Source organism: Bifidobacterium phasiani (assembly GCF_019331775.1).
Lineage (GTDB): Bacteria > Actinomycetota > Actinomycetes > Actinomycetales > Bifidobacteriaceae > Bifidobacterium > Bifidobacterium phasiani.
On sequence record NZ_JAHBBD010000002.1, the window covers coordinates 144,789 to 171,788 of the forward strand.

17 protein-coding genes are annotated in these 27,000 nt (G+C 65.1%); 6 read left to right on the forward strand and 11 right to left on the reverse strand.

The genetic code is table 11. The annotated features are described in order from the left end of the window. Positions 1–150 precede the first annotated feature (150 nt). Positions 151–1,215, forward strand: a complete 1,065-nt coding sequence (locus KIH73_RS01760) for an alpha/beta hydrolase (protein WP_219079916.1) — start codon at positions 151–153, stop codon at positions 1,213–1,215. Between the two features lie 1,891 nt (positions 1,216–3,106). On the opposite strand, the gene KIH73_RS01765 is transcribed toward KIH73_RS01760, so the two are convergent. Continuing rightward, on the reverse strand, positions 3,107–4,477 hold the full coding sequence (locus KIH73_RS01765) for an MFS transporter (RefSeq protein ID WP_219079918.1): 1,371 nt from the start codon (positions 4,475–4,477) through the stop codon (positions 3,107–3,109). Positions 4,478–4,708: 231 nt separating this feature from the next. Then, positions 4,709–6,103, reverse strand: a complete 1,395-nt coding sequence (locus tag KIH73_RS01770) for an MFS transporter (protein ID WP_219079920.1) — start codon at positions 6,101–6,103, stop codon at positions 4,709–4,711. Positions 6,104–6,288: 185 nt separating this feature from the next. Here KIH73_RS01770 and KIH73_RS01775 point away from each other — a divergent pair, with 185 nt between their 5' ends. Both KIH73_RS01775 and KIH73_RS01780 read left to right on the forward strand, forming a co-directional pair. Further along, positions 6,289–7,104: a helix-turn-helix transcriptional regulator gene (locus KIH73_RS01775; RefSeq protein WP_219079922.1), complete on the forward strand. Its 816-nt coding sequence runs from the start codon at positions 6,289–6,291 to the stop codon at positions 7,102–7,104. 125 nt (positions 7,105–7,229) lie between these two features. Then, the gene (locus KIH73_RS01780) at positions 7,230–8,777 is read left to right on the forward strand and encodes a DUF5597 domain-containing protein (protein ID WP_219079924.1); all 1,548 of its coding nucleotides are present in this window, start codon (positions 7,230–7,232) and stop codon (positions 8,775–8,777) included. Positions 8,778–8,893: 116 nt separating this feature from the next. On the opposite strand, the gene metG is transcribed toward KIH73_RS01780, so the two are convergent. Continuing rightward, positions 8,894–10,759: a methionine--tRNA ligase gene (gene metG / locus KIH73_RS01785; RefSeq protein WP_219079926.1), complete on the reverse strand. Its 1,866-nt coding sequence runs from the start codon at positions 10,757–10,759 to the stop codon at positions 8,894–8,896. A 162-nt stretch (positions 10,760–10,921) separates the two neighbouring features. Here metG and KIH73_RS01790 point away from each other — a divergent pair, with 162 nt between their 5' ends. Beyond that, positions 10,922–11,497, forward strand: a complete 576-nt coding sequence (locus tag KIH73_RS01790; RefSeq protein ID WP_219079928.1) for a hypothetical protein — start codon at positions 10,922–10,924, stop codon at positions 11,495–11,497. Positions 11,498–11,852: 355 nt separating this feature from the next. Continuing rightward, the gene (locus KIH73_RS01795) at positions 11,853–12,080 is read left to right on the forward strand and encodes a variant leucine-rich repeat-containing protein (RefSeq protein WP_219079930.1); all 228 of its coding nucleotides are present in this window, start codon (positions 11,853–11,855) and stop codon (positions 12,078–12,080) included. Here the strand turns inward: KIH73_RS01795 and rsmI are convergent. Both rsmI and KIH73_RS01805 read right to left on the reverse strand, forming a co-directional pair. Continuing rightward, a complete protein-coding gene (gene rsmI, locus KIH73_RS01800; protein ID WP_420830206.1) occupies positions 12,050–12,997 on the reverse strand; it encodes a 16S rRNA (cytidine(1402)-2'-O)-methyltransferase in 948 nt (315 codons plus the stop codon). The genes KIH73_RS01795 and rsmI overlap by 31 nt on opposite strands. An 83-nt stretch (positions 12,998–13,080) precedes the next feature. After that, positions 13,081–13,521 (reverse strand): hypothetical protein, encoded by a 441-nt coding sequence (locus tag KIH73_RS01805; protein ID WP_236022507.1) that lies wholly within the window; start codon positions 13,519–13,521, stop codon positions 13,081–13,083. A gap of 97 nt (positions 13,522–13,618) precedes the next feature. Between KIH73_RS01805 and KIH73_RS01810 the strand changes: the two genes are divergently transcribed. Beyond that, on the forward strand, positions 13,619–15,304 hold the full coding sequence (locus KIH73_RS01810) for a protein-ADP-ribose hydrolase (RefSeq protein WP_219079934.1): 1,686 nt from the start codon (positions 13,619–13,621) through the stop codon (positions 15,302–15,304). On the opposite strand, the gene KIH73_RS11165 is transcribed toward KIH73_RS01810, so the two are convergent. The 6 genes from KIH73_RS11165 to KIH73_RS01840 all read right to left on the reverse strand — a co-directional run bounded on the left by KIH73_RS11165 (position 15,291) and on the right by KIH73_RS01840 (position 26,972). Next, the gene (locus tag KIH73_RS11165) at positions 15,291–16,244 is read right to left on the reverse strand and encodes a hypothetical protein (protein ID WP_219079936.1); all 954 of its coding nucleotides are present in this window, start codon (positions 16,242–16,244) and stop codon (positions 15,291–15,293) included. The two genes, KIH73_RS01810 and KIH73_RS11165, sit on opposite strands and share 14 nt — an antisense overlap. Positions 16,245–16,507: 263 nt before the next feature. Beyond that, positions 16,508–18,178: a SpaA isopeptide-forming pilin-related protein gene (locus KIH73_RS01820; protein WP_219079938.1), complete on the reverse strand. Its 1,671-nt coding sequence runs from the start codon at positions 18,176–18,178 to the stop codon at positions 16,508–16,510. Positions 18,179–18,419: 241 nt separating this feature from the next. Further along, on the reverse strand, positions 18,420–22,190 hold the full coding sequence (locus KIH73_RS01825; protein ID WP_219079940.1) for a DUF7604 domain-containing protein: 3,771 nt from the start codon (positions 22,188–22,190) through the stop codon (positions 18,420–18,422). A 467-nt stretch (positions 22,191–22,657) separates the two neighbouring features. Beyond that, positions 22,658–24,772, reverse strand: coding sequence for a glycogen debranching N-terminal domain-containing protein (locus tag KIH73_RS01830; RefSeq protein ID WP_236022508.1), 2,115 nt, complete (start codon positions 24,770–24,772; stop codon positions 22,658–22,660). Positions 24,773–24,819: 47 nt separating this feature from the next. Further along, positions 24,820–25,719 (reverse strand): carbohydrate ABC transporter permease, encoded by a 900-nt coding sequence (locus KIH73_RS01835; protein WP_219079942.1) that lies wholly within the window; start codon positions 25,717–25,719, stop codon positions 24,820–24,822. Beyond that, entirely contained in the window at positions 25,716–26,972 is a 1,257-nt protein-coding gene (locus tag KIH73_RS01840) for a carbohydrate ABC transporter permease (RefSeq protein WP_219079944.1), read from the reverse strand. The genes KIH73_RS01835 and KIH73_RS01840 overlap by 4 nt, the downstream gene beginning before the upstream one ends. Positions 26,973–27,000: the final 28 nt, after the last annotated feature.

The window sequence follows — 27,000 nt, forward strand, 5'->3', positions numbered from 1 at the left end:
CGCCGCCGCGCACCAACGCAACACGCCTTATCAAACCGGTTCGCGTCAGGGGCACAATGGAACACAGGGCCACCGGCCACACACACCGCCGGCGCCGGCCGCAGCCCCCGGCCGACAGCCGCCGGCCACCCAGCAAAGGAGCACCACCACATGACCATGACACGAGACATCACCCGCTACGACGCGCAGATGCTCAAGGACGCCGAAGCCTGGACCGAGATCGACGGCGACCTCGCCGCCGTGCCGGACGACATCGCCGCGCCCATCCTGCAGTCGCGCTGCGAGACCTCGAAGTGCGACCACCCGCGCACGGACTACTGGCACGACCCAGAAACGGTCGACGCGATCTGCGACATCGCCTACCTGCCCGACGGCGGCACCGACACGGCGGCCGGCCAGGTGCGCGGGCACCTGCTCGACATCTACCTGCCGCACGAGGCCGTCGTCCGCGGCGGCCGCACCACGCCCGTGTACGTCGACGTCCACGGCGGCGGCTTCTGCTACGGCTACAAGGAGCTCAACCGCAACTTCAACACGCATCTGGCGGCCCGGGGCTTCGCCGTCGTCTCGCTGAACTACCGCCCGGCCCCGCAGACCGACCTCAAGGGCCAGCTGGCCGACGTGCAGGCCGCGCTGCGCTGGCTGAAGGCGCATCTCGAGGACTACCCGGTCGACCCGGATTCCGTGTTCATCACGGGCGACTCGGCGGGCGGCGCGCTGTCGCTGCTGACGCTGGCGATCGAGAACAGCCCGAAGGCCGCCGCCGCGTTCGGCATCGACCAGGCGTCCGGCATCGGGTTCAAGGGCGGCGCGCTGGTCTGCGGCGTGTACAGCCTCGCCTCCGCAGGCAAGGCGACGGGCCGCGGCACCGGCTACGAGGCCGCCAAGCGCGCCATGCTCGAGGACATGCTGAGCCCGTCGTTCTTCGCCGGGCTCGAGGACGCCGACCCGGACTTCCTGACGGCCGCCGACATCGTGGCCAACGTGGACCTGCCGCCGCTGTTCCTGCTGACCAGCAGCGACGACTTCATCCAGGCCGAGACGCTCGGGCTGGCCACGGCGCTGGCCCGCAAGGGCGCGGACTTCGAGCTGCAGGACTGGAAGACCAACACGGCCGAGACGCTCGGCCACGTGTTCCCGGTGTGCATGACCTGGCTGGACGAGAGCCAGCAGGTGCTGGACTCGATCCGCGACTTCTCGTACGCGCGCATCTGAGCGCGGAACGGTGCGGGCCGGGCGCGGCTGCGGGCGCGCCCGGCCCGCGTGCTCTCGCAGGCCTATCTCCGCGAGGGCGGAGCAGGGCGCCGTTCACCATCACCGAGGATCTTCCGCCCCTGCTTACCTCCGCGCGCGGAGCGGGACGTGACCATGAGCGCCCAGCTCGCATCGATGGGCGACCGTCACGACTATGAACGTGGACGGCTGCCGGCCGTCCCGTGATTCGCAAGTCTCCGAAATCCATTGGCACAATGTGTCCGTACGCGACGGCGGGCAAAGGCCCGCCTCGCGGCACGGATTCGATTGCGGACCGCAGCCGGTCGTAGGCCACGGAACCGCTTGCGTCCCATGGAACCGATTGCATCCCACGGAATCGCTCGCGTCCCACGGAACCGCCCACCCCAATCACTTGCATTCCGCGGGACCGATTGCACCTAAGAAAAGAGAACCCGGCGGTGGGTGCCGCCGGGCGAGAGAAGAGAGAAGAGAAGAAGGGGTTCAGTTATGGGGTTCCGCCGGGAACCTCGCCAGCGGTGGTGTTCCGTTGACAGCTTCTATACAACCGCCGCATGCTTGGAGAATCCTCCGCATGTCGCTCAAAGGAACCCGAAAGAATCATCGGAGTTGCACAACAACCGCCGCCCGGGCGCGCCATGGACGCGAGTCCGACCGCATGATTGCCCATCTGCGGCGTGACGCTGACCGGGGTGCATCATGGACACGGGGTCGACGGGAATGCAGGCATAGCCGATCGGCCCCAGGACGGCGGTTCGACGCCCCATCGCCGGACCGGAGCGGTCCGAGATCCCATCATCTTCACTATCTGTAGCGGATTCAGCACCCTGCAGACATCCATCTGGACTACGTGAGGCATCCATCCGCCAACACCCGAAGTAGGAGCCGCGTCATTCCGCGGCCGATACTGCGAGGCACCGCGACCGGCCGCCTCACGTAATCCAGTTGGATGTTCGCAACACCGCAGATCTACCCCAGATAACGCCGATTGCCCGCCAGCGCCCCGCCATCGACGTGCCCCACTTCCAACGCGCCCGCTCCCCGATTCACGGCACTGCGCCGTGACAAGCCCTCCCGGACGCATCGGCGCACCGATGCGCATGCCAAGCGTCCTAAGGCACGACCTCCTGCGCATCGCCGGCGCATACCTTGCAGATAACGGTAAACCAGCGGCCCTCCGCCACGGCATCGGCCACCGCGCGCGCCGGTTCGCGCCGAACACGAACAGCACAAGAACAGTACAAGAAAAAGAGAAACCCGGCGGGGGTGCCGCCGGGTGAGAGAGAAGAGAGAAGAAGGGTTCAGTTATGGGGTTCCGCCAGGAACCTCGCCAGCGGCTTCGTTCTGCTGACAATCCCTATATAACCGCCCCTTGCTTGAAGGAGTCTCTGCGTGTTCCTCAAAGAACTCTGAGAGGAATGTGACGGGCTTGCAAAATACGCACCGACACAGCGACTTTCACGCAAACGAACCCGCTCGTCCGACTCGGACCGAGCTACGGCAAACCCCGCTTTCCGTGCATGGACGCCAACATCCCGTCAGACGCCGCCCTTCCTGGAACCGGGCGGCACCAAAGATGCGGCCGTCGCGATCGAAGCATCGATCTTCGCCGACGCCGATGCAGCAGCCCACACGTCGTGCACGGCATCGACCGGACGTTACGACGGCTACGCACCAAACACATACCCGCGCCCGACAGACCGAACCGACCGGAACGCGGAACCGCAGCGCGCGGAGCCGGCAGAGCGCATACGATACCGACCAAAATCCACAGCCAGATTCAGGCATCGGCACCGCTTACCGTCAGATGCTCGATACGTTCGTCGATGGCATCGCCACCCTACACAACGGGCGCAGCAGAGACGCGTTGGTCCTACTTTGCCCGTTCGGCGAGCCTGGCGTCGGTTTCGGCGTTGGCCGCGTTGATCTCCTTCATGCGCTTGTTGGTCAGCTTGTACGGGATCAGCGGGAGCACGCACAGGAACGTGAGGATCGCAGGCACCGCGTTGACCACGAAGTTGATGTTCTCACGCATGGTCTCGTCCACGACCACGCCTTGCCGGTAGCCGAACAGGCCGAGCAGGAACAGGCCGAGCGATCCGCCGATGGCCAGGCCCAGTTTGATGCTCATCGTCATCACGCCCACGGAGGCGCCCGGCATACGCTGGCCGTTACGCCAGTAGCCGTACTCGACGCAGTCCGACGTCGCGGAGAACATGATCAGCGCCGTCATCGCGAAGAAGCCGACGAAGAACGAGCCGACGACCACCAGAATCGGATCCGCGTCCGGCCCCAGCAGGAACAGGAACAGCAGCGCAGCGCCGTCCAACAGGTTCGTGACGATCATGCTCATCTTCTTGCCCGCGACCTTGATCAGCACAGGCACGACGAACGGCACGAGGAACTGGCCCACCTGATAGGCGACCATGATCGTGCCGGCGAGGTCGGCGCGCTGCAGCGAATGCTGATAGTAGTACACCTGCGTGCCGATGCGGGTCAACGACGCGGCCGTGCCCAGCATGCTCGACACCACCAGCAGGAGCAGCATCGGGTTCTTCAGCAGGGAGCCCAACGACTCGGAGAACCTGACGGGTTTGTCGAACACGTTGACGTTGACCACCGTCTCCTTGCAGAACAGGAAGCTGCACAGGATCAGCGGGATGCACACGATGATGTAGATGATGTTGGTGATCTGGTAGGCGCCGGAGTCGTTGCCGAGGAACAGGATAATCGGCATCGTGATCGCCGAAAGCACGATGTTGATGATCGCGGCGCCCGCGGAACGCCACGAATTCAGGATCACTCGCTCGTCACCGTCCGCGGTGATCGTGTTCACCAGAGCCGCCTTCGACGTATCGACGAGGGTGTAGGCGAACTCAAGGCCGATGTAGGTGATGTACGCGTACATGACCTTGCCGGTGCCCGAGAAATCGAAGTCGGAGAACGTCAGGATGGAAAGCAGCACCAGGAACGGCAGACCCCACAGCAGCCACGGCCTGGCACGACCCCAGCGGCTGCGCGTGCCGTCGATGATGCCGCCCATGATCGGCGCCGCCACCGCGTCGATCACGCGGACCACCAGCATCAGCGTGCTCACCGCCATAGGGGTCAGTCCGACCGCGTCCGTGTAGAACACGCTCAGGAACGAACTGATCATATAGAAACTGAACGTCGTACCCATCTCGGCCGACATATAACCGAAGCGGGTCAGATACTTCGACTTCACACTTGTCGCAGCGACCATTGCCGCGCTCCTTTCACATGAACGCCAGGAACCGAACAATCGCCCTTGACGGCGATGAACGATTCGCGGTGGGCGATTTCAATTGCAGGACGTCGCATCGGCCACCTTGCCGATTGACTCATCGATGAACCCGGCGATCTTTCACAGCCGCGACTCCCCGTCGCGTCACAGCCGACCCCGGACGATCGGGCCGCCCCATGCCGCGGGCGGCCCGATCGTCCGACCTACCGCTTATTCGGCAGCCTCGACCTCTCCAGCCGCCTGGGAAGCGAGCTTGGCGTCGGTCTCGGCGTTGGCGGCGCTGATCTCCTTCATGCGCTTGTTGGTCAAGGTATACGGAATCATCGGGAGCACACTCAGGAAGGTCAGGATGGCGGGCACCGCGTTGACCACGAAGTTGATGCTCTCACGCATGCCGTCGTCCACGACCACGCCCTGCTGGTAGCCGAACAGGCCGAGCAGGAACAAGCCGAGCCAACCGCCGATGGCCAGACCGAGCTTCACGCTCATCGTCATCACACCCACCGAGGCGCCCGGCGTGCGCTTGCCGTTGCGGAAGTAGCCGTACTCGATGCAGTCCGACGTCGCAGAGAAGCTCATCAATGCGCTCATCGCAAAGAAACCAACGAAGAACGTGCCCGCAATCACGGCGACAGGATTCGCGTCCGGCCCCAGCAGGAACAGGAACAGCAGCGCGACGCCGTCCAGCAGGTTCGCGACGATCATGCCCATCTTCTTGCCGAGGAACCGCAGCACCGTCGGCACGACGAACGGCACGAGGAACTGGCCCACCTGATAGGCGACCATGATCGTGCCCACCAGGTCGGCGCGCTGCAGCGAATGCTGGTAGTAATACACCTGCGTGCCGATACGGGACAGGGACGCGGCGACGCCCAGCACGCTCGACAGGAACAGGCACAGCAGCATCGGGTTCTTCAGCAGGGAGCCCAGCGATTCGGTGAACTTGACCTTCTCGCCGCTGGTGGTGGCGTCGACGACGGTCTCCTTGCAGAAGAAGAAGCCGCACAGGATCAGCGGGATACACACGATGATGTAGATGATGTTGGTGATCTGGTACGCGCCGGAATCGTTGCCCAGCAGCAGGATGATCGGCATCGTGATCGCCGAAAGCACGATGTTGATGATCGAGCCGCCGGCGGAACGCCACGAATTGAGCACCACACGCTCCTGGCCGTCCGCGGTGATCGTGTTCACCAACGCGGCCTTGGATGTGTCGACCAAGGTGTAGGCGAGTTCAAGACCGATGTAGGTGATGTACGCGTACATCACCTTGCCCGCGCCGCTGAAGTCAAAGTTCGAGAACGTCAGAATCGACAGCAGCACCAGGAACGGCAGCCCCCACAGCAGCCACGGACGGCAACGGCCCCACTTGCTGCGCGTGCCGTCGATGATGCCGCCCATGATCGGCGCCGCCACCGCGTCGATCACACGCACCACCAACATCAGCGTGCTCACCACCATCGGCGTCAACCCCACCGCATCCGTGTAGAACACACTCAGGAACGAACTGATCATATAGAAACTGAACGTCGTACCCATCTCGGCCGACATATAACCGATGCGGGGCAAGTACTTCGACGTCACGCTACGGGAAGCAGCAGCCATACTATCTCCTTCGACAATTAATCCGCTTCATTGGCGGCCGGCGACCCGTCGCGTCGACGGATCGCCGTAAGGCCTCAAACTCCTGATTGGTTTGAACACTTCTCATTACAGCGCCGTAGACATCCTTCGTCTATCTCAGTAAAATAATATCGATTGCGAAAAATTAATTTTTTTGTGGAGATATTGTGATTATTACACTCAGCAACCGCAAGCGCGGCAAAGACGCCATGCCGCTTGAGGTGAACCTCCTTGGATACGACCACGAACAGGAACCCATCGACCGCCCCCGCGGCATGCCCCTGTACCAGTGGTTCTACTGCGAACGCGGCAGCGGCTCGCTGACCGTCGACGACCAGCGCATGATCATCCGCGAGAAGCAGGGCTTTCTGCTGCACCCCCACGTCACGCACACCTATCAGCCGCTCAGCGACGACTGGACGGTGCACTTCGTGGGGTTCAAGGGACCGCTGTGCGCCAACCTGCTCATGAATCTGGGCATGTACGACTCAGGCGCGTACTACTTTTCCGACCCGGACTTCTTCCGCGACCGCATCGCCGACATGCTTCACCTCTATATGCGCGACCGCCAGGACCACAACGGCATCGCCGCCGCATGCTTCCATCTGCTGCTGGGGCTGTCGGAGCGCATCAAGCACATCGAGCACATCGGCGTCTACAACTCCAATCCGATCGTCGACCGGGCCATCGCCACAATCGAGCGACGTTACATGGAGCCGCTCCCCATAGGGGACATCGCCGCCGAGGCCGGCGTGTCCAACGAATATCTCTGCGGCCTGTTCAAGAAGAACGTCGGGCAGACCGTGCACCACTTCCTGACCATCACCCGCGTCGTCAACGCCCGGCTGCAGCTGCTGCAGTTCCCCGACAAACCGATCGGCGACATCGCGGCGGATTGCGGGTTCCGCTCGGCGAGCCACTTCTGCTCGGTGTTCAGAAAATATACCGGAGATACACCGGCAAAATACCGGCAAACACACTAGCCACGACAATCTTTACAATTTTTCCACTTGTTTCTTAATTTTAAGCTATAGATATTTCATTTTTGCGATAGACAATCCCGACAAACCACGGTGTACTGAGGGTGACCGATTCCAAAGGAGGAACAATGGAACCCATTCCGCACATCGAAGACGTCAACGGGATCCCCACGCTGTTCGTGGACGGCGAACCGTTCCTGGCCACCGCGGGCGAACTGCAGAACTCGTCGGCGGCGAGCCTGGAGTACATGGAGCAGAACGTCTGGCCGAATCTCGAGGGCATGCACGTCAACTCGCTGGTGATTCCGCTGTACTGGGAACAGATCGAACCCGAGGAGGGCACGTTCGACTTCACGCTGGTCGACGGCATCACCAGACAGGCCCGCGAGCACAACACCAAGATCATCGGCCTGTGGTTCGGTCTGTGGAAGAACGCCGAGTCCATGTACGTCCCCGGCTGGATGAAGACGGACACCGACACCTACTTCCGCGCCCGCAAGGTCAACGGCGAACCGCTCGATTCGATCTCCCCGCTGTGCGAGGCCGCCGTGGAGAAGGACGCGAACGCATACGCCAGGCTCATGGAGCATATCGCCGAGCTCGACCATGACCAGACCACGTTCATCTTCATGCAGGTCGAGAACGAAATCGGTCTGCTCGGTTCCGACCGCGACTATTCGGATATGGCCAACGCGCTGTTCGCCCAAGGCATCCCAGCCGATCTCGCGGAACGGCTCGGAGTCGCAGCCGGCACTCCGTGGGCCGACGAGTTCCCGGGCCACGACGGCGAGAACTTCATGGCCTACCACTACGCCAAGGATGTGGAGCGTATCACCGCGGGGGGCATGGCCAGGCATCCAATCCCGGCCTATGCGAACTCCTGGCTGTATCAGTATCCGTGGAATCCGGGCTCCTACCCGGCGGGCGGTCCGTCCACCCCGACGCACCGCGTCTGGAAGGCCATGGCGCCGTCGCTGTTCACGCTCGCCCCGGACATCTACGTGCCCACCATCGCCAAGGCGATGAACGACTACAGCTACGAGGGCAACCCGCTGTTCGTGCCGGAGGTCCGCAAGGACGCGCAGACCGCGTCGTACGCCCTGCATGCGTTCACCAAATACAACGCGATCGGCTACTCGCCATTCGGCATCGAACAGCTTGCGCTCGACCCCAATTCGATTCCGAAGCCGCCGATGAGCGTGATGATCGCCCTGAACATCGACCCGTCGTCCTTCGACATCACGAACAGCAAGCCGTACCTGTCGCGCGTCTACGAGCTGATCCAGGGCATGAAGCCGCTGCTGCTCGAATACCGGGGCACCGACCGCCTGCACAGCTGGGTCCGCGAGAGCGAGACGGATTTCGGCCGCTACTTCCAGCTGAAGAACTACGACCTCAAGGTCGCGTTCTCCCCCAAGGCAGAGTCGCAGCCGCTGGCCTCCGGCGCCCTGTTCGAGCTTGACGACGACACGCTGCTGATGGTCGGCATGATGTGCTCGATGAACTTCTCCGCCAAGATCGGCGAAAACAGCAAGGTGGGCGTCGTCTCCTACCAGGAGGGCACGATCGTCGACGGCAGGTTCGTCACCTCGCGCGTGCTCAACGGCGACGAGAAGATGAGCATCGAGTTCGGCCCGATGCCCGAGGCCCGTCTGCTCAAGCTGTACAAGTACTGATCCTGTTCTTTCCTTCCTTCTTTCCTCTACGCGGAAGCCGCGCATCCCGGATCCCCCGGGGTGCGCGGCTTCCGTCATCGTGCACGCGACGGCTCACGTCGCTTTGCCCACCGCCCTCAGCCCTCGAGCTTCGACTTCGCCGCGGCCAGGCGCTGCGCCTCGGCCTCGCGGCGGGCGGCCTGGTCGGCCTCGAAGCGCTGCAGCTCCTCCTCGACGGCCTCCTTCGGGATCTTCGCGAAGATCGGGGTCGGCTTGGCGATCGGCGTGCCGGCGGCGATCGGCTCGCTCCGCCACGGGTGCACGGTCTCGCCGAGCCGGTAGTCGCCGGTGATGATCGGGTAGATGAAGCCCGGCTTGTCGAGGTCCTCGACCTCCTCGAGGCGCGGCAGCGGCGAGAACACGCCCGTGCCGCCGAGCGCCTCCCACACCTTCTGCGCGGAATGCGGCAGGAACGGCGCGAGCAGGTGGTTCGCGTCGGCCACGGCCTGCGCGGCGACGTGCAGCACGGTGCCGAGGCGGGCCGGGTCGTCCTTGATCTTCCACGGTTCGGTGGCGGAGATGTACTTGTTGATGTCGCCGACCACGCGCATCGCCTCGGACAGCGCGTTCTTCTGACGGTGGCGTTCGATCAGGTCGCCGACCGTGGCGAACGCGGCCTTGGACTCCTCGAGCAGCGCGCGGTCCTCGTCGGTCATGCGCGACTCGTCGAGCGCGGGGATCTCGCCGAAGTTCTTGTACATCAGGTTGGCGACGCGGTTGACCAGGTTGCCCCAGCTGGCGGCCAGCTCCTCGTTGTTGTGGCGCACGAACTCGGCCCACGTGAAGTCCGCGTCGGAGGTCTCCGGCCCGGCGACCGAGATGTAGTAGCGCACCGCGTCCACGGGGTAGCGGGCCAGCAGGTCCTTGACGTAGATGACGATGCCGCGCGACGAGCTGAACTTGCGGCCCTCCATCGTCATGTACTCGCTGGAGACCACCTGCTCGGGCATGTTGAGCGGGCCGAGCTCGCCGACCTCGCCGCCCTTGGAGCCCTGCCCGTTGTAGGCAAGCATCTCGGAGGGCCAGATCTGGGAGTGGAACGTGATGTTGTCCTTGCCCATGAAGTAGTAGCCGGGCGTCGCCGGGTCGTTCCACCACTTGCGCCAGTCGTCGGGGGTCTCGCCGAAGCGGCGCGCCCACTCGATCGATGCCGACAGGTAGCCGATCACCGCGTCGAACCACACGTAGAGGCGCTTGTTCGGGTTGTCGATCCAGCCGTCGACCGGCACTGGGATGCCCCAGTCGATGTCGCGGGTGATGGCGCGCGGCTTGACTTCCTTGAACAGGCCGATCGAGAAGTTGATGACGTTGGTGCGCCAGTCCGTGCGCGTCTTCAGCCAGGCGAGATTCGCCTCGGCGAGCGCGGGAAGGTCGAGGAAGAAGTGCTCTGTCTCCTCGAAGCGCGGGGTCTCGCCGTTGATCTTCGAGACCGGGTTGATCAGCTCGTCCGGGTCGAGCTCGTTGCCGCAGGCGTCGCACTGGTCGCCGCGCGCGCCGTCGGTGTGGCAGATCGGGCACTCGCCCTCGATGTAGCGGTCGGGCAGCGTGCGGCCGGTCGACGGGCTGATGGCGACCTTCTGCGTGCCCTTGTAGATGTAGCCGTTCTTCAGGCACTGCCGGAACAGCTCCTGCACCACATGCTCGTGGTTGCCGGTGGTGGTGCGGGTGAACAGGTCGTAGCTCAGCCCGAGGTCGCACAGGTCCTTGGCGATGACGCGGTTGTACCGGTCCGCGAGCTCCTGCGCGGTCACGCCCTCCTTCTCCGCCTCGACGAGGATCGGGGTGCCGTGTTCGTCGGTGCCCGACACCATAAGCACGTCGTTGCCCTTCATGCGCTCGTAGCGCGCATACACGTCCGAGGGGACGCCGAAGCCGGCGACGTGGCCGACGTGACGGGGGCCGTTCGCATACGGCCAGGCAACATTCACCAAAACATGAGTCATAGCCCGATTATCAGGCCCAGCGGGGACAGCGGCGGCGGGCGGCGGGCGCGCCTCGCCGCCGATTTATCCACATTCGCCGCGGCCCGGCGGCGCCCGCTCCACATATCCACAAATTTTCGCCGGCGACGGGCGGACGGCGCCGAATCGCGATACGGTCGGCGCATGCCACACGACACGACAACGACGCCGTCCGACCCGCTGATTAAGGCCGATCAGCTGCCCGGACCGCTGAGCCTGAACCGGCTGTCCGAGCTCGGCGTCATCCACAAGCTCGACGCCGCCACCGCCTACCGCGCCGAGGACGCGCTGACGCTGTACGGCAGGGCCATGGTCGCCGCCAAGGTCATCCCGTTCGGCACCATCGCCTGCGCGCTCACCGCGGTCTGGGTATGGCTGGGCGGCGAGTTCCCCGACACGGTCGACGTGATCTCCGCCTCGCACTACCGCGCGCTGGTGTTCGGACGGAAGATCAGGGTCTTCAACCGCAAGGCGCCGCCCGCGCACCTGTCCAGGCTCGGGCCGCTGCAGGTCACGAGCCCGGCGCGCACGGCCTGCGACCTCGCGCTGCTGCCGCTGGACGAGCTGTCGCGCCACGAGGCCAACGAGATGGTGTGCTCGCTGATGGAGACGCACCACTTCCGGCCGGCGGACTGCCTGGAGATCCTCGAACGCAACCGGTACTGGCAGAACGCGCCGCGCGCCAGGGCGTTCTTCGAATACATCCAGCATTGCTTCTAGGGCCCCGCGGGCGCGGCGGGTGGCGGGCGACGCGCACCGGGAGCTCCTGCGGCATCGCATCCGAGAGGGGGTGAACATGACGATACGACGACGGCGTGGCGACGTCGACAGCGATGGCGACGGCAACGGCCGACGATCGCGCATACGGTCGACGTTGCGGCGGGCGGTGCGGTTGCCGCCGAAACGGCAGGATGCGCAACCGTCGCCGGAGCACCGGCTGGCCGCGCTCCGCTGGCGCGCGCCACCGGGGACGGGCGGGGAATCGCGAACGGTCACGCGAGCCGGGGCCAGGCCAGGCGGCGCCGCTCCGGTTCCGGCCGAGCCGCCGGCGCCGCCGCTGCAGCCGACGCCGGCTATGGCCTGCGACCCCATGACCCCGCGGGACGTGCTCTGGCGGATCGCGCGCGACGAGCCGGGGCTGCGCCGCTGGATCGTCGCGAACCCCGCGGCGGACGCGGCGCTGCTGGAGTTCGTGTCGCAGGCGGGCGGACCGTACGTCAGGGAGTCGCTGCAGATCCTGTTCGATTCGATGGAGGGGCGGCCGCCCCGCGGTCAGGAGCGCATCTCGAGCACGGCGGCGTAGACCTGCTTGCGGTTGGCGAGCGTGCCGTCGGCCATCGGATGTTCCTCGACGACCTGCGCGATGGCGTCCTTGACGCGCAGCCCGTCCTCGCGGGCGCGGTCGACGGCAAGCACGGCCAGGTCCTCGACGGACAGCGCGGCCGGTGCGGCGGCCTGCGCCTCCTCGTCGGACGCGCCGGCGACGACCAGCACCATCTCGCCACGCGGAGGGTCGGCCGCGACGCCGTCGCGGATCTCGGCGATGGTGCCGCGCCGCACCTGCTCGTAGTCCTTGGTCAGCTCGCGGCACAGCGCCATGCGGCGGTCGGGGCCGAACGCCTCCAGCAGGTCGTCCATCGACTCGGCGATGCGGTGCAGCGTCTCGTAGAACACCATCGTGCGGCGCTCCCCGCGCATGGCGCGCAGGTACTGCATGCGTTCGGCGTGCTTGCGCGGCAGGAACCCCTCGTAGCAGAACCGGTCGGTCGGCAGTCCGGACAGCGCGAGCGCGTCGAGCACGGCGGACGGGCCGGGCGCGCAGGTGACGGGCAGCCCGCGTTCGATGGCGCGGCGGACCACGGTCAGTCCCGGGTCGTTGATCGTCGGCATGCCGGCGTCGGAGACGACGAGCACGGTGGCTCCGGCCTCGACGCGGTCGAGCAGGCCGTCGGCCTTCTCACGCTCGTTGTGGTCGTGGTAGGCGACGACGCTGCCGCCGACGTGCACGCCGAGCCGGTTCGCGAGCGCGTACAGCCGCCGCGTGTCCTCCGCGGCCACGATGTCGGCGTGCTCGAGCAGCGCCACGAGCCGGGCCGACGCGTCGGCCGTGTTGCCTATGGGGGTCGCCGCGAGCACGACCGTGCCCCGCGGGATCTCGACCGCCGGCATGCCCGGGGTCGTTTCGGTGCGCGTGGGTTCCGCCGTCGATTGCGTCTGCATGGGTTCCATATCTTCCAGTATCCCCCACCCGGGCGTGGTTGCGGTGAACGCGGCGGAAACTTTCGCCCCTTGGCTCGGACGAGCTACGCGGACTGCCTGACCAGCGCGACCACGTCGTGGTTGATCTCGTTGATCCGCCCGTCGGCGAGCATCTCGTCGAGCGTCATCCAGCGGCAGTCCTTGCCGCGGACCGAGAACCGATCGCCCCGCCACCCGTCCGGAACGGCGCGCAGGCTGGCGCGGTACAGCTGATAGACGTAGTCGCGCTGTTCGTGGTGTTCGGTCGAATATTTGGTGCTTTCCGCCATGCCCACCGGTTTGAGCTCGACGTCGGACTCGGGGATGCCGAATTCGACGGTCAGGTAGCGGGCGGCGTTCGCCATGTCGGCCTCCACGTCGCCGGTCGCCGCGCGGTTCGGGAAGAAGTCGCAACCCCAGTTCGCGTCGTGGTACAGCAGGTACCGGTTCGACCCGTCGCCATCGGTGACCGCTATGATCGAGCTTCTTCTCAGCGGTCTGTTCATGGCTTTAACATCCTTGTATAGGTCTTCGTCTGTATATCGGTTCCGTATCGAACACACTGCATTATACAGACCGAAACATACAAACCATACGGCGATCATGGCATTGACACTGCCACTTTGTTGCAATATATTTTGTTACATCACTCCAGGCAACCCCACACCGGCAGCAAAGGCAGGCGACGGCGCGATGACCACGATGACCACAGACGAACGACTGGCACTATGTGCGCGACTGGTCAACCAGCTCACACGCGAACGCACGGACGCCTGCCGGCCGCTCCCCTTCCCCGCATCGACGGCGGATCGACCGGACGCCGCGGCGACCTTCGGCCCCGACGACCCCACCGGGCGCACCTTCGCGCAGCAGTGGCACCGGCTGCGCGCGCTGGTCAACACCCGCGAGCCGGCCACGCCGCCGGACGGCTTCACGGACGCGCAGGACCGGCTGCTGCGCGACCTCATCGCCAATCACGGCATCACCGACGTCGCCACCATTCCCGTTACACCGGCCGACCCGCGCATCGCGGTCTGGCGCGGCGACATCACCACGCTCGCCGCGGACGCCATCGTCAACGCGGCGAACAGCGGCATGACCGGCTGCTGGTCGCCGCTGCACTCGTGCATCGACAACGCGATCCACACCTTCGCCGGCATCCGGCTGCGCGACGAGTGCGCGCGCTACATGGCGGGCCGCAACTGGGCGCCCGAACCGACCGGGCGCGCGATGGTCACCGACGCGTACGACCTGCCGGCCCGGCACGTCGTCCACACGGTCGGGCCGATCGCGAACGGGCGGCCGACCGACGAGCACCGCGACCAGCTCGCGTCGTGTTATCGCAGCTGCCTCGACGCGGCGGCGCGGGCCGGCGACAGGAGCATCGGGCTGTGCTGCATCAGCACCGGCGTGTTCGGGTTCCCGCAGGACCAGGCCGCGGACATCGCGGCCGCCACGGTGCGCGACTGGCTGGACCGGCATGCCGATACGCCGATGCGGGTGGTGTTCGTCACGTTCACGGAGCGCGACGAGGCGCTGTACCGGCGGCTGTTCGGCGCGCCGGCGCGCGGTGCGGGCGGCGGCCACGTGCCGCCCGCGCCCGACTCCCCTGGTTCCGATGCCGCCATCCGCCATGCGCACAATGTGTCTTTGCCCGACTCGTCGGCCTTACCCGACACGTCCGACTCAACCTCAGCCGATTCAACCAGTTCAGTCATTTCAACCAACTCAGTCAACCCAACCGACTCGGCCGATTCAGACGCACCCGGCCCCGCAAACCCGGCAGGGCCGGCCGATTCCGGCAATGCCCCGTACACCCGTCACACCGCAACCGACCCGCTGCGCAGCGCCCGCGATCTGCTCGCCGACGCCGACCGCGTCATCATCGGCGCGGCTTATCCGGCTGAACATGGACCCGACCACGACGCGGCCGATGCCGGGGTCGCCGACGCATGCGCCGGTATCGGCGATCCAGATCGCGGCGGACATCGCCGATGTGCTGCCGGCGCTGCTGCGCTGAGCAGGTGGACAAATAAGCGGTCACAGGCTGCAATCCGGCCTGTCTCGCCCGTGCCGTGCTTCGGCTTATCCCCCATACCGCATCAATCGAGGACGCAGGCAGGTCAAACGGCCGGGCAACAGCCGGGCAGCCGGCCGCGCATGGACAGCGGCGACAATGTTAAGACGACGCATCACACGACGAGCCGCACGCACGTCAGGCAGCGGCGACGCAAACGCCGGCACCACGCGACGAGCCACGCCGATGACGGCGCGCTCACGCCTTGGTGAGTTCCTGAATCTGCTGGGAGGCATGGCGCAGCCGGTCGTTCAGGCCGTTGACCTCATGCTCGAGGCGTTCGATACGGCGGGCCTGCTGCATGATGATGAGCTGGTAGATGTCGTCGCTGCGGTGGTCGCCGCGAGTCGACCGCGGCGTGGGGTACGCGTAGCGCAGATCCGCATAGGTGCCGTCGTCGAGGTCGAACGACAGCGGGTCGACGGGCGCGACCCAGCGCTCCGACTCCGGCACGTCGAAGGCGCCGGCCTCGGGGTCGGGCGCGGCGGCGGAGGCGGGATCGAGTGCGGCAGGAGCGTTCTCCGCATGGTCCGCACCATCGGTTTGGCCGGCGGCCGTTGAGGACGGCGCGTGGTCCGCGGTCGGCGAGGCGGTCGGGGCTGCCATTGCGGCGGCGGGCGCAGTTGCGGGGCTGGCGGAGGTGGAGTCGGTCGCGTCGCAAGCAGCGGCGGGGTCGGCATCCGCCGGGGACGCGGCGGCGGAGGCGTCGGTTCCGGCGCGCACAATGTGCCCGACGTCGACGGCGGTCTTGCCCGGTGCGGCGGACTGCACGACGGCGGAGTCCTGCGGGGTTTCGCCGGTTGCGGGACCGGCGGCAGAGTCGGCGGCGGCAAGGTCGGCGGGCTGGGTCTGGGCGCCGGCGGACCGGCCGGACGGGCGGCGGACGTCGTCGAGGTGGTACATCTTCTTCCAACGGGCGATGCAGCGTTCGATGCGCTTATAGCCGATGAGCTGCGAGTCGAGCCCGGCGCGGCGGAAGATCTTCGCCGGGGATTCGCCCGCCATGTACCGGCGCAGACAGTCGACCTTGAAGCCTTCCGTGTATTCGATGCGGGTCCGCGTCACATGCTCGACCGCCGGCAGCGACTGCAGATACTTGATTTCGCGGACGCTGAACCCCCGCGCTCCTTCCGACTCACGTTTGCGTGCCATAACCCTTCACTCCACAACCTGAGAAACGCGCGCATGCCCGCCCCACGGCCAGCGTCGACTCCATTGAGATATACGGATAAACAAGTCCACCTGAAAACAGGGATAGCCGATACCGGCACGCAAGCCGGTATCGGCCAATTCGCCCAGGAATCCCGCCGATTCACCGGGCGTTGACGAGGCCATGCGGCAGACGATTCGTCCACCCCGCGTCACGCGGATGCATGGCCACGTCAGCACTCCGGGAATCCGACGGGATCAGGATGTCAGGCGCGCATGGCGTTGCGCACGCCGCGCGACTTCATGTACACGGTCACGCCCGCGCCCGCGATCAGCAGGCCCAGGACCACGAACATGGTGATGCCCGCGGCGCCGGTGATGGGCAGCTCGGCGAGGCTGGCCGCGTTGTAGACCTTGTAGCCGTCCTCCTGATTACCGGACAGGTAGCCGTCGCCGCCCTTGATCTGGACCTCGACCACGCCGTCTTCATTCTCATCGGTCAGGGTCACGGTGAGGGTCATGTTGGACGGGGTGATGTAATCCGTCGGTGCCTTGACCTCCTTGACGGTGTACGTGCCGAGCGGCAGGCCCTGGAAGCTCACCTGGCCGTTCGAATCGCTGACGACGGGGCTGGCCTTGGCCTGGTCCTCGGTGCCGGTCGTCCACGTATCATTGACGGTGTCATAGATGAGGTACTTGTTGTCATCGATGACGTCCGTGCGGCTGATGATGAACTCGGCGCCCTGCAGATTCTTATCACCGGTCTTGTTGGTCTTGGTGAAGTCGAACCCGTACGTGCGCACGGTCGTGCTGCCCGTGGTGCCCCAGTTCTTATTGTCATGGCTGGCCCCGGCCACGTTGTTCACCGCATCCTTAAGAGCGTTCTCGTTGACCTTCGCGGTGTAGGTCACCTCGATGGGCATGCCGTCAAAGCCGGCGAGGTCACTGATCATGATGGTCACGGGGTCGCCATCGTTGACCTGCGGCGTGACAATCCGATAGTACAGATCTGGCTCTTCACTGTTGCCGTCCCACGGATTCACCGTGAGATCGGTGCCTTCCTGTCCGGCGCCCTTGATGACTACCTTGTAATCGTTCTGCAGGGTCAGGCTGGAGCTCGGGTCATCCTGGATGTACAGAACGTACGGGTTGCCATCGCCACCGAAGCCGGTCGTGTTCGGCACCTTGGTCGACACCGTGTACTGCAGCGTCTGGCCGACGTAGGCGGACTGGTCGTCGAACTTAATCACGGTTTCGTCCTCCGCCTCCTCGACGGTCTTGTCGGTGGAGGGACCCGTCAGCGGCTTCAGATCGGCAGCGCCCAGCGGCATCTTGCTGCTGGTGGCGCCGATCTCGTTCTCGTACTGGTTCGCACCTTCGGTGGCCACCTGGACGGGCGAACCGACCAGGATCGGGGTGCCATTGCTGTCGATGACCAGGTACAGGCCGTCATCCTTCACGGGAATCGTCACGCCGTCCGCGGTGCCCTGCACCTGCGGAATGTCGGCATCAGGCGTATCGACATCGGGGTCGTTGATCTGATCCTCGATGTATTCGACGATCTGGCGCAGCGCGGCGCCGTCGGCGGCGGTGTCCAGGTTCGCGATGAAGCCCGCGGGATTGCCCTGGTACTCACTCTCCTCGTAAGTCGGGTCCAGAGTCGAGGTGACGGCGCCAATCGCGTCCTCCAGGATCTCCGACCAGTCGGGGTCGGTGGACACGCCCACGGAAAGCAGACCACCGCCGTTTTCGGCATCGTAGTTGACATCCGCGTAATCACCAATCTTGTACGCATCGAACGTGCGGCCTGCGGCGTCGCCGGTCAGCGTGATATCCGCGCTGGCGACCGGAGCGGCGTTGGCGGCGCCGCTCATGGCGGCCATGCCCGTCACCGCGAGAGCGGCGGCGGCCACACCGGCCAGGCACCTCTTCAACATGCCCTTCATCATCATTGTTCTTTTCTCCTTAACTCCCCCACCCCCACAGAAGCAGGAGCGGGATGACTATTGGAAAAATGGATTCTTCAGTTATCTGGTTCGCTTTCCCTGAAGGTTTCCCCCGACCCATCCGGGAAAGCGGAGGACAGGCGGGAAATCTCAATATTGGATAAGGGGTAAGGGCCAGCCGGACAGACCGGCCCTGGGGCCGGACGGCTCACGCCGCCCGGCCAAGCACTCGTCAGACTCGCCGACGCCTGGCCAGCAACCACGCCGCACCGGCCAGCAGCAGCACACCGCCACCGGCGAGCATGATGCTCCGCGCGGTCGTGTCGCCGCCAGTCAACGGCAACGCCGACACCGGTTCGGTATACCGATTGGTGAACATCAACGAAGGCAAGGCTTCGTACGTCGACGGGCCGGAACCATCAGAGCCGTCGCCATCATCCTGTTTGACGGGTTCAACGTTGTTTATGCTCAGATACCCCGTACTGTCGTCAATACCCACATCGAACGTGTACCGGGCCTGCGAGTATGTCATGCCGGGCTCACCATCGTCAATCTCGTACACAAGATATTTGACAGACTTAGCGCTGTATCCGTTCACCGCTCCGAAAAGAAGACCAGCTCTACACGTAGTCCAGTCGGATCCCTCCTCAATCGGGCTACAGCTGGTGTCCGATTTCGAAACCGTGAACTCCCACGTATTCGACTTATCAGTAACGGGCGTCGCGTTCATCGGTTGGAATGGCACTTCAGCGCTATCAGGCAACGGCCGCAGACTATCATTGACGGCCTGCACGCGGAACGTGAACTCATCATCCTTGCCCCACTTGCGGCCGACGAGGTCCTTCTGCACCGGTTGCTCTGCCACCGTGATTGAGTTCATAAACGTCGCGATACGCTCACCGACGTCTTCCGGCTGCTGGTTAATCGCCTCATTATTATCATTAACCAACTGCACAGTCACGGTCGGCGCCGCCATGGGCTCTGGAACAATGACGGTGATCAGATACTTATCCGTCGAGTATTCCAAGCCATAGCGATCAGCGATATCATCTGGCCGGACCTCCTGCAACGTATACGTATACGTGCCGGGTTCAGTGAACGTGATGTCGCCAAATGATCCCGTATTCGTCGTTTTCTGCGAACCAGTTGTCGGCCGCTCGATCCTCAACGTATCTTGCTGCGAGCCATCCTTGATCGGCATAGGTGCGTTCTCAGGATTCAACGCTTCTAACTTAAAATCGAAATACTCGTTTTCAAGCCAATCGCGCCCCGCGAGAACTTTCTTCACAGTCACAAAATCCGAACCATCAAGGATTACATCTTTAACCGTAACCTGAATGACCGGCTTCGGGAAGGACTGCTCGCCCGGCGTGCTGCTCGTGACGTTTCCGTTTTCGTCGGTCACGATCGCGTCATAGGTCACCTTCGCATTAGCGTTATCATTGCTCCAGAAACCCGTCTCGTTCTCATCGGCATGCGTGCCTGTACCCGGGTCAGGCGTCTGCTGGTCATCCTCATTCGTGTCAGACCCAACGTACTGCTTGGCATCATTACTCGGGGTGATCGTGGTGGATACCGTGTACCGATAGTTCTGCGCAAGCTGATAGCTGGAATCGAAGACCACGCGAATGGTCTCCTGGCCACCCACCATTTCGACATACACGGTCATCGGCACGTTCTCCGTCGTTTCACCATTTTGGTGGCTCAACGTCACAGATGTCCCGACCTCGCCCGGGCTGACCTCGATAGGTTCAGTATCAACAACGGTGTAATTCCCGTCACTGTCACGATGTTCCAGTTTCACTGTGAACTGGTAGGCGGGAGAAGAACCACTGGAACCGGCCACGGCCACCAAGTCGACATACTTGCTCAACGGGTCGATCATGGCCACGTTATTTGCAGCGAAGAACGTGATGCTCGACGCAATCTGGTTGAACGCGTTCTGCAGCGCGGTCGTGTCGCTCGCGTTGAACACGTTGTTGTCGCCCTTCGACGTAGCATTCACCGCATTCGCGAGAGCCTTCAGGTTCGCTGTGCCCTCTTTATCGACCGTCTGTTCCGGACGCCCAGGCCGGCCGCCTTGCTGGCCGAACTCAGGGCCCATACCAAGCGCATAGAAGTAATCACAAGACAACCCTCTGATTTCATTTACGGCGGCATTGATGTTCTCGTTGCTGGGGTCGCTGCTGCCATTACCCGAGTCGTCGTAGTTGCCCCGGTACGTCGGGATGCCGTCGGAAACGAACACCACGAAGGTCAAGGCGTCATCACGCGCGCTCTTCAGCAGGCCAATGCCCTCATGGATACCACGCTGGTAGTTCGTGCCACCATCGGCATCAATGTCATCGACAAAAGACGTAATACCGTTGCTGTCGCGCCATGCCGCACCGTTGTTCCTTGTCGTAGTGTACGTGCTGCCGTGATTCCCACCGCCGTCGCCGGCGAACGCCACCGCGGCATACCGCGCGTCGATACCATCGTTCGCCTCGACCGTGTCAACCAACGATTTCACCGACGATTGCAACAGGTCCATACGGCTGTCTTCATACTTACCGGGGTATTCATCCTCTTTGTCAAGCGTAAACGCCATACTGCCGGACTTATCGAGAATGAACAGCACATCCACTTTCTGCTTCTGGCTGCTCGACCCACGATCACCGGTGACCGACAACGTCAAATCATAATTACCATCGTCATTCAGCACGGCGGTCTTACCCGTCGTCACCGTCACGTCCTTGTCCCCGGTCTCACCCTCATCACCGGAACCGCCATCTGGATTCTCTTTCTCGGTGTAGCATAGGCGGACTTGCACCGTCACATGACTGCCACTCAGTTCATTGTCGTTCACCTTAGTGGTCCAACCACTGCTATAACTATTTTTGGTATTCTGCAACGACGTCAGACCGCTCCAATTAGTCCAATTCGAATTGTTGAACTGGTACCTGTACTCTGCAGATTCATAGGTATAGCCGCTGATCTGAAAATATCGCTTGGCGTAATCGCTATCCTTCGAGAAGAGGATTGTCTGCCCATTATTGACTTCTAATTTATTGTCGTCGCTATCGGGAATGCTTACGCACGCACCGCCCGGCAACGATTGCTTCGTATCAGCGTCAACACAGGAAACCTCCACGTCACGCGTATAGTCCTTGCCTATGTAGTTATTTTTAACCCATGTGATGGTGAAGCTGGAGAAGGAGTCCACCTGGAACTCGGCCGACACCGCCGCGTCAGCGCCAGCATCAGCGGTCTCGTCGGCGCTCAGGACGGCGACGCCGTCCACGCTCACCGTGCCATCGGACTGATCGCCCGCGTCGGCGACCATGTCCACCGACTCCACGGCACCATCCGCATCCTCCGCCAGGTGACGCACCGCAAGAGTCGAGGCATCCACATCCCCGCCCAGCACGCTTTGGGTCGTGTCGAAACGCACCGACACCGGCTGGGACGGCTCCACCTCGTTACCCTCGGCATCCTCGAAGCGCACGTCCACGGCCAGCAGACCGTCATACTCCACGCCCGCACCTGTCAGCGCGGAGGACACCGCATCCGCATCCTCGACCGCGCCCGCGACCAGCGCCACACCCTCCGGCAGCGCGCCGGCCGGCACCGTCACCTCGACACCCAACGAACCGGCCGCATCCCCCTGACCAACCGGCACATCAACCACATACAGCGCACTGCCATCATCCTGCGCCACCGGATCGGCCGAACGCACATCATCATCCGACGACGGCTCCACCACATCCGCAACCGACGCCGCATCCGATTCGGCGTCGCCCTGCGTACCATCCGCCGCATCCTGCTGCGCCGCGTCGCCTGCGACGACGGTGTCGCCGGTGACCGCGTAGGCGGTCGGAACGGCGAGCGCGACCGTGGCCACCAGGGCCACGATCGCGGTCAGCAAGCGGTTGATTCCGGTGCGTTTGCGGTCACGCCCGTCAGAGGAGCCAAATGGGGATACCCCCCCCCCGAGCATGTTCTTGAACTTGCGGTTACGCATAACCCGTTCTCCCTTTCGCGTCATTCCTCTGCTTTTCCGCACCGTTTCGCGGTTTCGTGGGTGGTTTGCCCGCCCCCACGAGCCACGGACGGCATCGTTCTTGACACTCTGCTGGCCATGCTACCCACAATCAGACGTGGGGGAGATACCCCCATATGGCGCGAGTAGCCCCCTTTATGTCACGAAAAACACTGTCATCGCAACACCTTCATCCCCCATGCAATACCCCCGAAAGACATCGGAGAATATGCCCGGCGTTCGACTCCACATCGAACCGCAATCGCCCGGCAGCGCCCCCGCCCCGCGCGCTCCCGCCCCAAGGCCACAAGCCACACCGTGTATATACGAAAGCCGCCGTGGACACCTCTCGTGTCCACGGCGGCAATCACACCGGGGCTCCATGCCCAACCGGAGCATGCAACCGACCGGCCGACCGGTCAGCGGGCCGACCGGTCGGCCGGCTCCGCTCACCCGCGCTCGAACCGCAGCCCGCGCGCCAGCGGCGAATCCACCGGATGCGTCGACCCGTCGGGCCGCATGCCGAGCAGCAGCGCGGCCACCGCCACCGACGACGCGGCCGACCAGGCCTGCGGATGGCAGGCCGCCGGGTACGGCGCGGGCCCGCCGGCGCCGTCCTCCAGGGCGTCGCCCGCATACAGCTCCGGGATCTGGTAGTCGAACGCCTCGGCGGCGCGCACCAGGCCCTCGGCGATCCGCACGGCCTCGTCCACATGCCCCTCGGCGGCCAGCCCGTTCATCACGATCGCGCTGTCGTGCGCCCACACCGAGCCGCAGTGGTAGCTCTGCGGCCAGTAGCCGCCGGCGGCGCTGCTCATCGTGCGCACGCCGTAGCCGCTGAGCATCTCGGGGCTCGCCAGCCGGGCGGCCACGTCGCGCACGCCCCGCTCGTCGAGGATGCCGGTGCCGAGCAGATGCCCGATGTTGCTGGTCAGCGCGTCCACCGGCCGCTTGTCGCGGTCGAGCGCGATCGCCGGGTAGCGGCCGCGGCCGTCGTCGACCCAGAAGCGCTCGTTGAAGCGCCGCTTGAGCGTCGCCGCCCACGCGCGCCATTCGTCGCCGCCCGGCCGGCCGAAGCGGTCGAGCAGGTCGGCGCCGAGCATGGCCGCCTGGTAGGCGTAGCCCTGCACCTCGCACAGCGCGATCGGCCCGTCGGCGATGCTGCCGTCGTTCCAGCGCACCGAATCGCCGGAGTCCTTCCACCCCTGGTTGCTCAGGCCCTGCCCGGTGCGGTCCACGTATTCCAGGAACCCGTCGCCGTCGCAGTCGCCCCAGTCGCGCAGCCAGGCGAGCGCGGCCTCGAGGTTGGGCAGCAGCGCGCGCACCTCGTCCTCCGGCGCGCCCCAGCGCAGCGCCTCGGCGAGCGTGATGACCCACAGCGGCGTCGCGTCGATCGTGCCGTAGTACAGCGGCGGCAGGCTCATGCCGTCCTCGGCGAACGCGCCGGTGGACACGAGCTGTTCGCCGCGCAGCTCGTGCATGATCTTGCCGGGTTCGGCGTTCGTCGCGGCGTCGAGCTCGGTGGCCTGGAAGTGCGCGAGCGTGCGCAGCGTGCCCATCGCGGTGCGCGTGGTCAGCGGCAGCAGGAACCGCGCGGCCCACAGCGAGTCGCGACCGAACAGCGTGAAGAACCAGGGCGCGCCGGCGGCGAGGAACTCGTCGTCGGGCAGCGCGGGGACCGACAGGCGCAGGCCGGCCAGGTCGTCGAGCGAGGCGTTGACCCAGCGGCGCACGCGACTGTCGTCGGCGACGGCGCGCAGGCCGTCCCACGGGCAGGGCGTGCCCGCGGCGGCGACCACGGCGTCCGGCGCGGCCACCCGCACGCGCAGGCCGACGCCGGCGCGGCCGCGCGCGGGGACGGTCAGGGTCCAGCGGGCCGTGCAGACCAGGCCGTCGACGTCGATCGCGACGGTCGGCGCGGTCCCGCGGTCGGCGGTCCCGGCGGCCGCATCGCAGGCTGCACCGCAATCCGCTCCGCCGGTTGCATCACCGACAGTTCCGCAGGTCTCGCCGCCCACCGGCTCGATCGTCACGGTCATGCCGCCGTATTCGGCGACCGCCGCGCCGTCGGCCGCGCGCAGCGCGATCGCGCCGCCGCTCGCCGCGGCGGAGGGCGCGCCGCCCTTGACCTCCTGCATCGTGGCCATGTCCAGGCCGATCGCGACCGACAGCGTGACGGTCCGCTCGCGGTCGGCGGCGCTGCGCACGTCGATCCGCTCGGTCAGCGCGTCGTGGGCGAGCTCGCGGCGTTCGTCCAGCCGCAGCTGCGGGTCGACGGTCGGGCCGTCGACGTTGCGCGCCACCATCGAGGTCACGCTCGCGGCGCGGCGGGTCGTGCGCCAGGTCAGCGGGGTCGCGGGCTCGCCGTCCACGGCGACGCCGATCGAGGAGACGACGCGCGTGTCCGCGACGTAGAACCCGCCGATGCTGGCGGCCCCGGCGTGCGTGCCGCCGCCGGCCACCGTGCCGTCCGGGTCGCACCACAGCTGGGCGGGCGCGCAGACCAGCGCCTTCATGTCGTGCATCCACGGCTGGCGGGGCTGTGCGTTGGTATGAGTTGTCATGGGTTTCTCCGTTGTTGACGAGGGTCGGGGATCCGTGGGCCGCGGGCCTACTCCTTGACCGAGCCTTCCGACGTGTTCATGATCTTCTTCTGGAAGATGAAGAACAGCACCGCCACCGGGATGGTCATCACCACGGCCGCGCCGAGCTTGACCGGGTACTGGTTGCCGGAGCTGAGCTGTCCGCTGGCCAGCGAGGCGACGCCCTTGGTCAGGGTGGTCAGCTCGGTGGACTGCGTGGAGACGATGAAGTGCGACAGCTCGTTCCACGAACCTTGGAACGACAGGATCGCGATCGTCACGAGCGAGGGCCGCGCCATCGGCAGCACGATCTGCCAGAAGATGCGGAACGTGCCGGCCCGGTCGATCATCGCCTGCTCCTCGACGGAGCGCGGGATCGACTCGAAGAAGTTCTTCATGATGAACACGCCGGAGGCGTCGATGAGCAGCGGCAGGATCATGCCCGCATAGCTGTCGTAGATGCCCAGGCTGTTGATGATGAGGAACTTCGGGATCAGCAGCACCACGCCGGGCACGCTCATCACCGCGACGAGCAGCGCGAAGATGAGGTTGCGGCCGCGGAAGCGCAGGCGCGAGAGCGCGTAGCCGGCCAGCGAGTCGAAGAACACGCGGCACACCGTCACCGCGATCGTGACGATGAACGAGTTCTTGAACCACAGCGGGAAGTCCGAGTTCAGGAACAGCCGCTCGTAGGCCGCGGTCGTCCAGGTCTCCGGGATCAGCGACACCGGGTTGGCGGTCGCGTCCGCGTCGGTCTTGAACGACGTGGCGATCTGGATGAGGAACGGCATGATGTAGACGACCGCGAGCGCGAGCAGCAGGATGTACACCAGGAACCCGCTGTGCAGGATCCGGTACCACAGCGGCTCGTTCCGGCGCGGCCTGGCCGGGGCGGAGCCGGGTTCCGGCGAGGCGAAGTGCGTGGTCATCGTGCCCCTCCTTCCTGGGGTTTGCCGCCTGCGGCGGCCGTCGCGGCGCCGCCCATGGCCGCGGCGACCTTCGGGTCGACCGGGCCGGAGCCGTGAGAGCCGAGCGAGAGCACCTCGGCCCGGCTCATCGAGCGGGCCTCCGCCTTCATCGCCTCGTAGTCGCGGCGCTTGCGGCGGGAGAGCTTCTTGTCCTTCATCACCCAGCGCTGCAGCGCGTTCATCACGATGATGATCAGGAACAGGATGAACGCGATCGCGGCGCCCCTGCCCCACTTCTGGCTGTTGAACGCGGCGCTGTACGACAGGTAGGCGGGCGTGAGCGTGGTCTTGGCCGGGCCGCCCTGCGTGCCGGTGTAGATCTGGTCGAACACCTGCCAGGTGCCGATGATGCCGAGCGTGACCACGGTGAAGATCGTGGGCTTGAGCTGCGGGACGGTGACCTTCCACAGCCGCTGCCACGAGCTGGCGCCGTCCATGATCGCGGCCTCCTCGGTGGCCTCGCCGATGTTCTGCAGCGCGGCGATGAACATGAGCATGTAGGTGCCGGAGGTGGTGAACACGACCATGAGGATGATCGCGAACATCGCGACCGACGGGCCGGAGAGCCACTCCCAGAGGCTCACGCCGAGGAACTTGTGGCCGGTCAGGAACGCCGGGCCCTGCTCGACGCCGAACTTCGACAGCAGGATGTGGATCAGGCCGCGCGAGTCGTTGAACCAGTTCGGGCCGTTGACGCCGAACCACTTGAGCACCGCGTTGATGGAGCCGGAGGCGTTGAACAGGAACAGCCACAGCACGGTGATGGCCACGGAGCTGGTCACCGACGGGAAGTAGAACGCGGTGCGGAAGAACCCGCGGGCCTTGAGCGCGCGGCGGTTGACCAGCACGGCCAGCAGCAGCGCGAGCAGCGTCTGCAGCGGGATGACCAGGATCGTGTACCACAGGTTGTTGCGGATCGCGGTACCGAAGTCGCTCTGCGCCAGGCCGGGCTCGGTGAGCACCTCGGCGTAGTTGCCCAGGCCGATGAAGCTGACGTTGGAGCCGAACGGCGAACCGCGGCCGCTCCAGTCGGAGAAGCTCACCCACAGGGCCATGACGATCGGCACGACGAGGAACAGGCCGAGGATGATGATCATCGGCGCGACGAACAGCCAGCCGGAGATCTCCTCGTTGCGCCGGTTGATGCGGCGGACCGGCACCGCCTTCTTCGCTCGCTTCGACTTCGCCGCCGGCGAGCGGAATGTGTGTTTCATCTCGTGTTCTCCCTTGGACAAGGGTCGC

Coding starts and splice junctions, on each gene's coding strand:
- KIH73_RS01760 (WP_219079916.1), top strand. CDS start 151: ATGACCATGACACGAGACATCACCCGCTACGACGCGCAGATGCTCAAG.
- KIH73_RS01765 (WP_219079918.1), bottom strand. CDS start 4,477: ATGGTCGCTGCGACAAGTGTGAAGTCGAAGTATCTGACCCGCTTCGGT.
- KIH73_RS01770 (WP_219079920.1), bottom strand. CDS start 6,103: ATGGCTGCTGCTTCCCGTAGCGTGACGTCGAAGTACTTGCCCCGCATC.
- KIH73_RS01780 (WP_219079924.1), top strand. CDS start 7,230: ATGGAACCCATTCCGCACATCGAAGACGTCAACGGGATCCCCACGCTG.
- metG (WP_219079926.1), bottom strand. CDS start 10,759: ATGACTCATGTTTTGGTGAATGTTGCCTGGCCGTATGCGAACGGCCCC.
- KIH73_RS01790 (WP_219079928.1), top strand. CDS start 10,922: ATGCCACACGACACGACAACGACGCCGTCCGACCCGCTGATTAAGGCC.
- KIH73_RS01795 (WP_219079930.1), top strand. CDS start 11,853: ATGGCCTGCGACCCCATGACCCCGCGGGACGTGCTCTGGCGGATCGCG.
- rsmI (WP_420830206.1), bottom strand. CDS start 12,997: ATGCAGACGCAATCGACGGCGGAACCCACGCGCACCGAAACGACCCCG.
- KIH73_RS01805 (WP_236022507.1), bottom strand. CDS start 13,521: ATGAACAGACCGCTGAGAAGAAGCTCGATCATAGCGGTCACCGATGGC.
- KIH73_RS01810 (WP_219079934.1), top strand. CDS start 13,619: ATGGCATTGACACTGCCACTTTGTTGCAATATATTTTGTTACATCACT.
- KIH73_RS11165 (WP_219079936.1), bottom strand. CDS start 16,244: ATGGCACGCAAACGTGAGTCGGAAGGAGCGCGGGGGTTCAGCGTCCGC.
- KIH73_RS01820 (WP_219079938.1), bottom strand. CDS start 18,178: ATGTTGAAGAGGTGCCTGGCCGGTGTGGCCGCCGCCGCTCTCGCGGTG.
- KIH73_RS01825 (WP_219079940.1), bottom strand. CDS start 22,190: ATGCGTAACCGCAAGTTCAAGAACATGCTCGGGGGGGGGGTATCCCCA.
- KIH73_RS01830 (WP_236022508.1), bottom strand. CDS start 24,772: ATGACAACTCATACCAACGCACAGCCCCGCCAGCCGTGGATGCACGAC.
- KIH73_RS01835 (WP_219079942.1), bottom strand. CDS start 25,719: ATGACCACGCACTTCGCCTCGCCGGAACCCGGCTCCGCCCCGGCCAGG.
- KIH73_RS01840 (WP_219079944.1), bottom strand. CDS start 26,972: ATGAAACACACATTCCGCTCGCCGGCGGCGAAGTCGAAGCGAGCGAAG.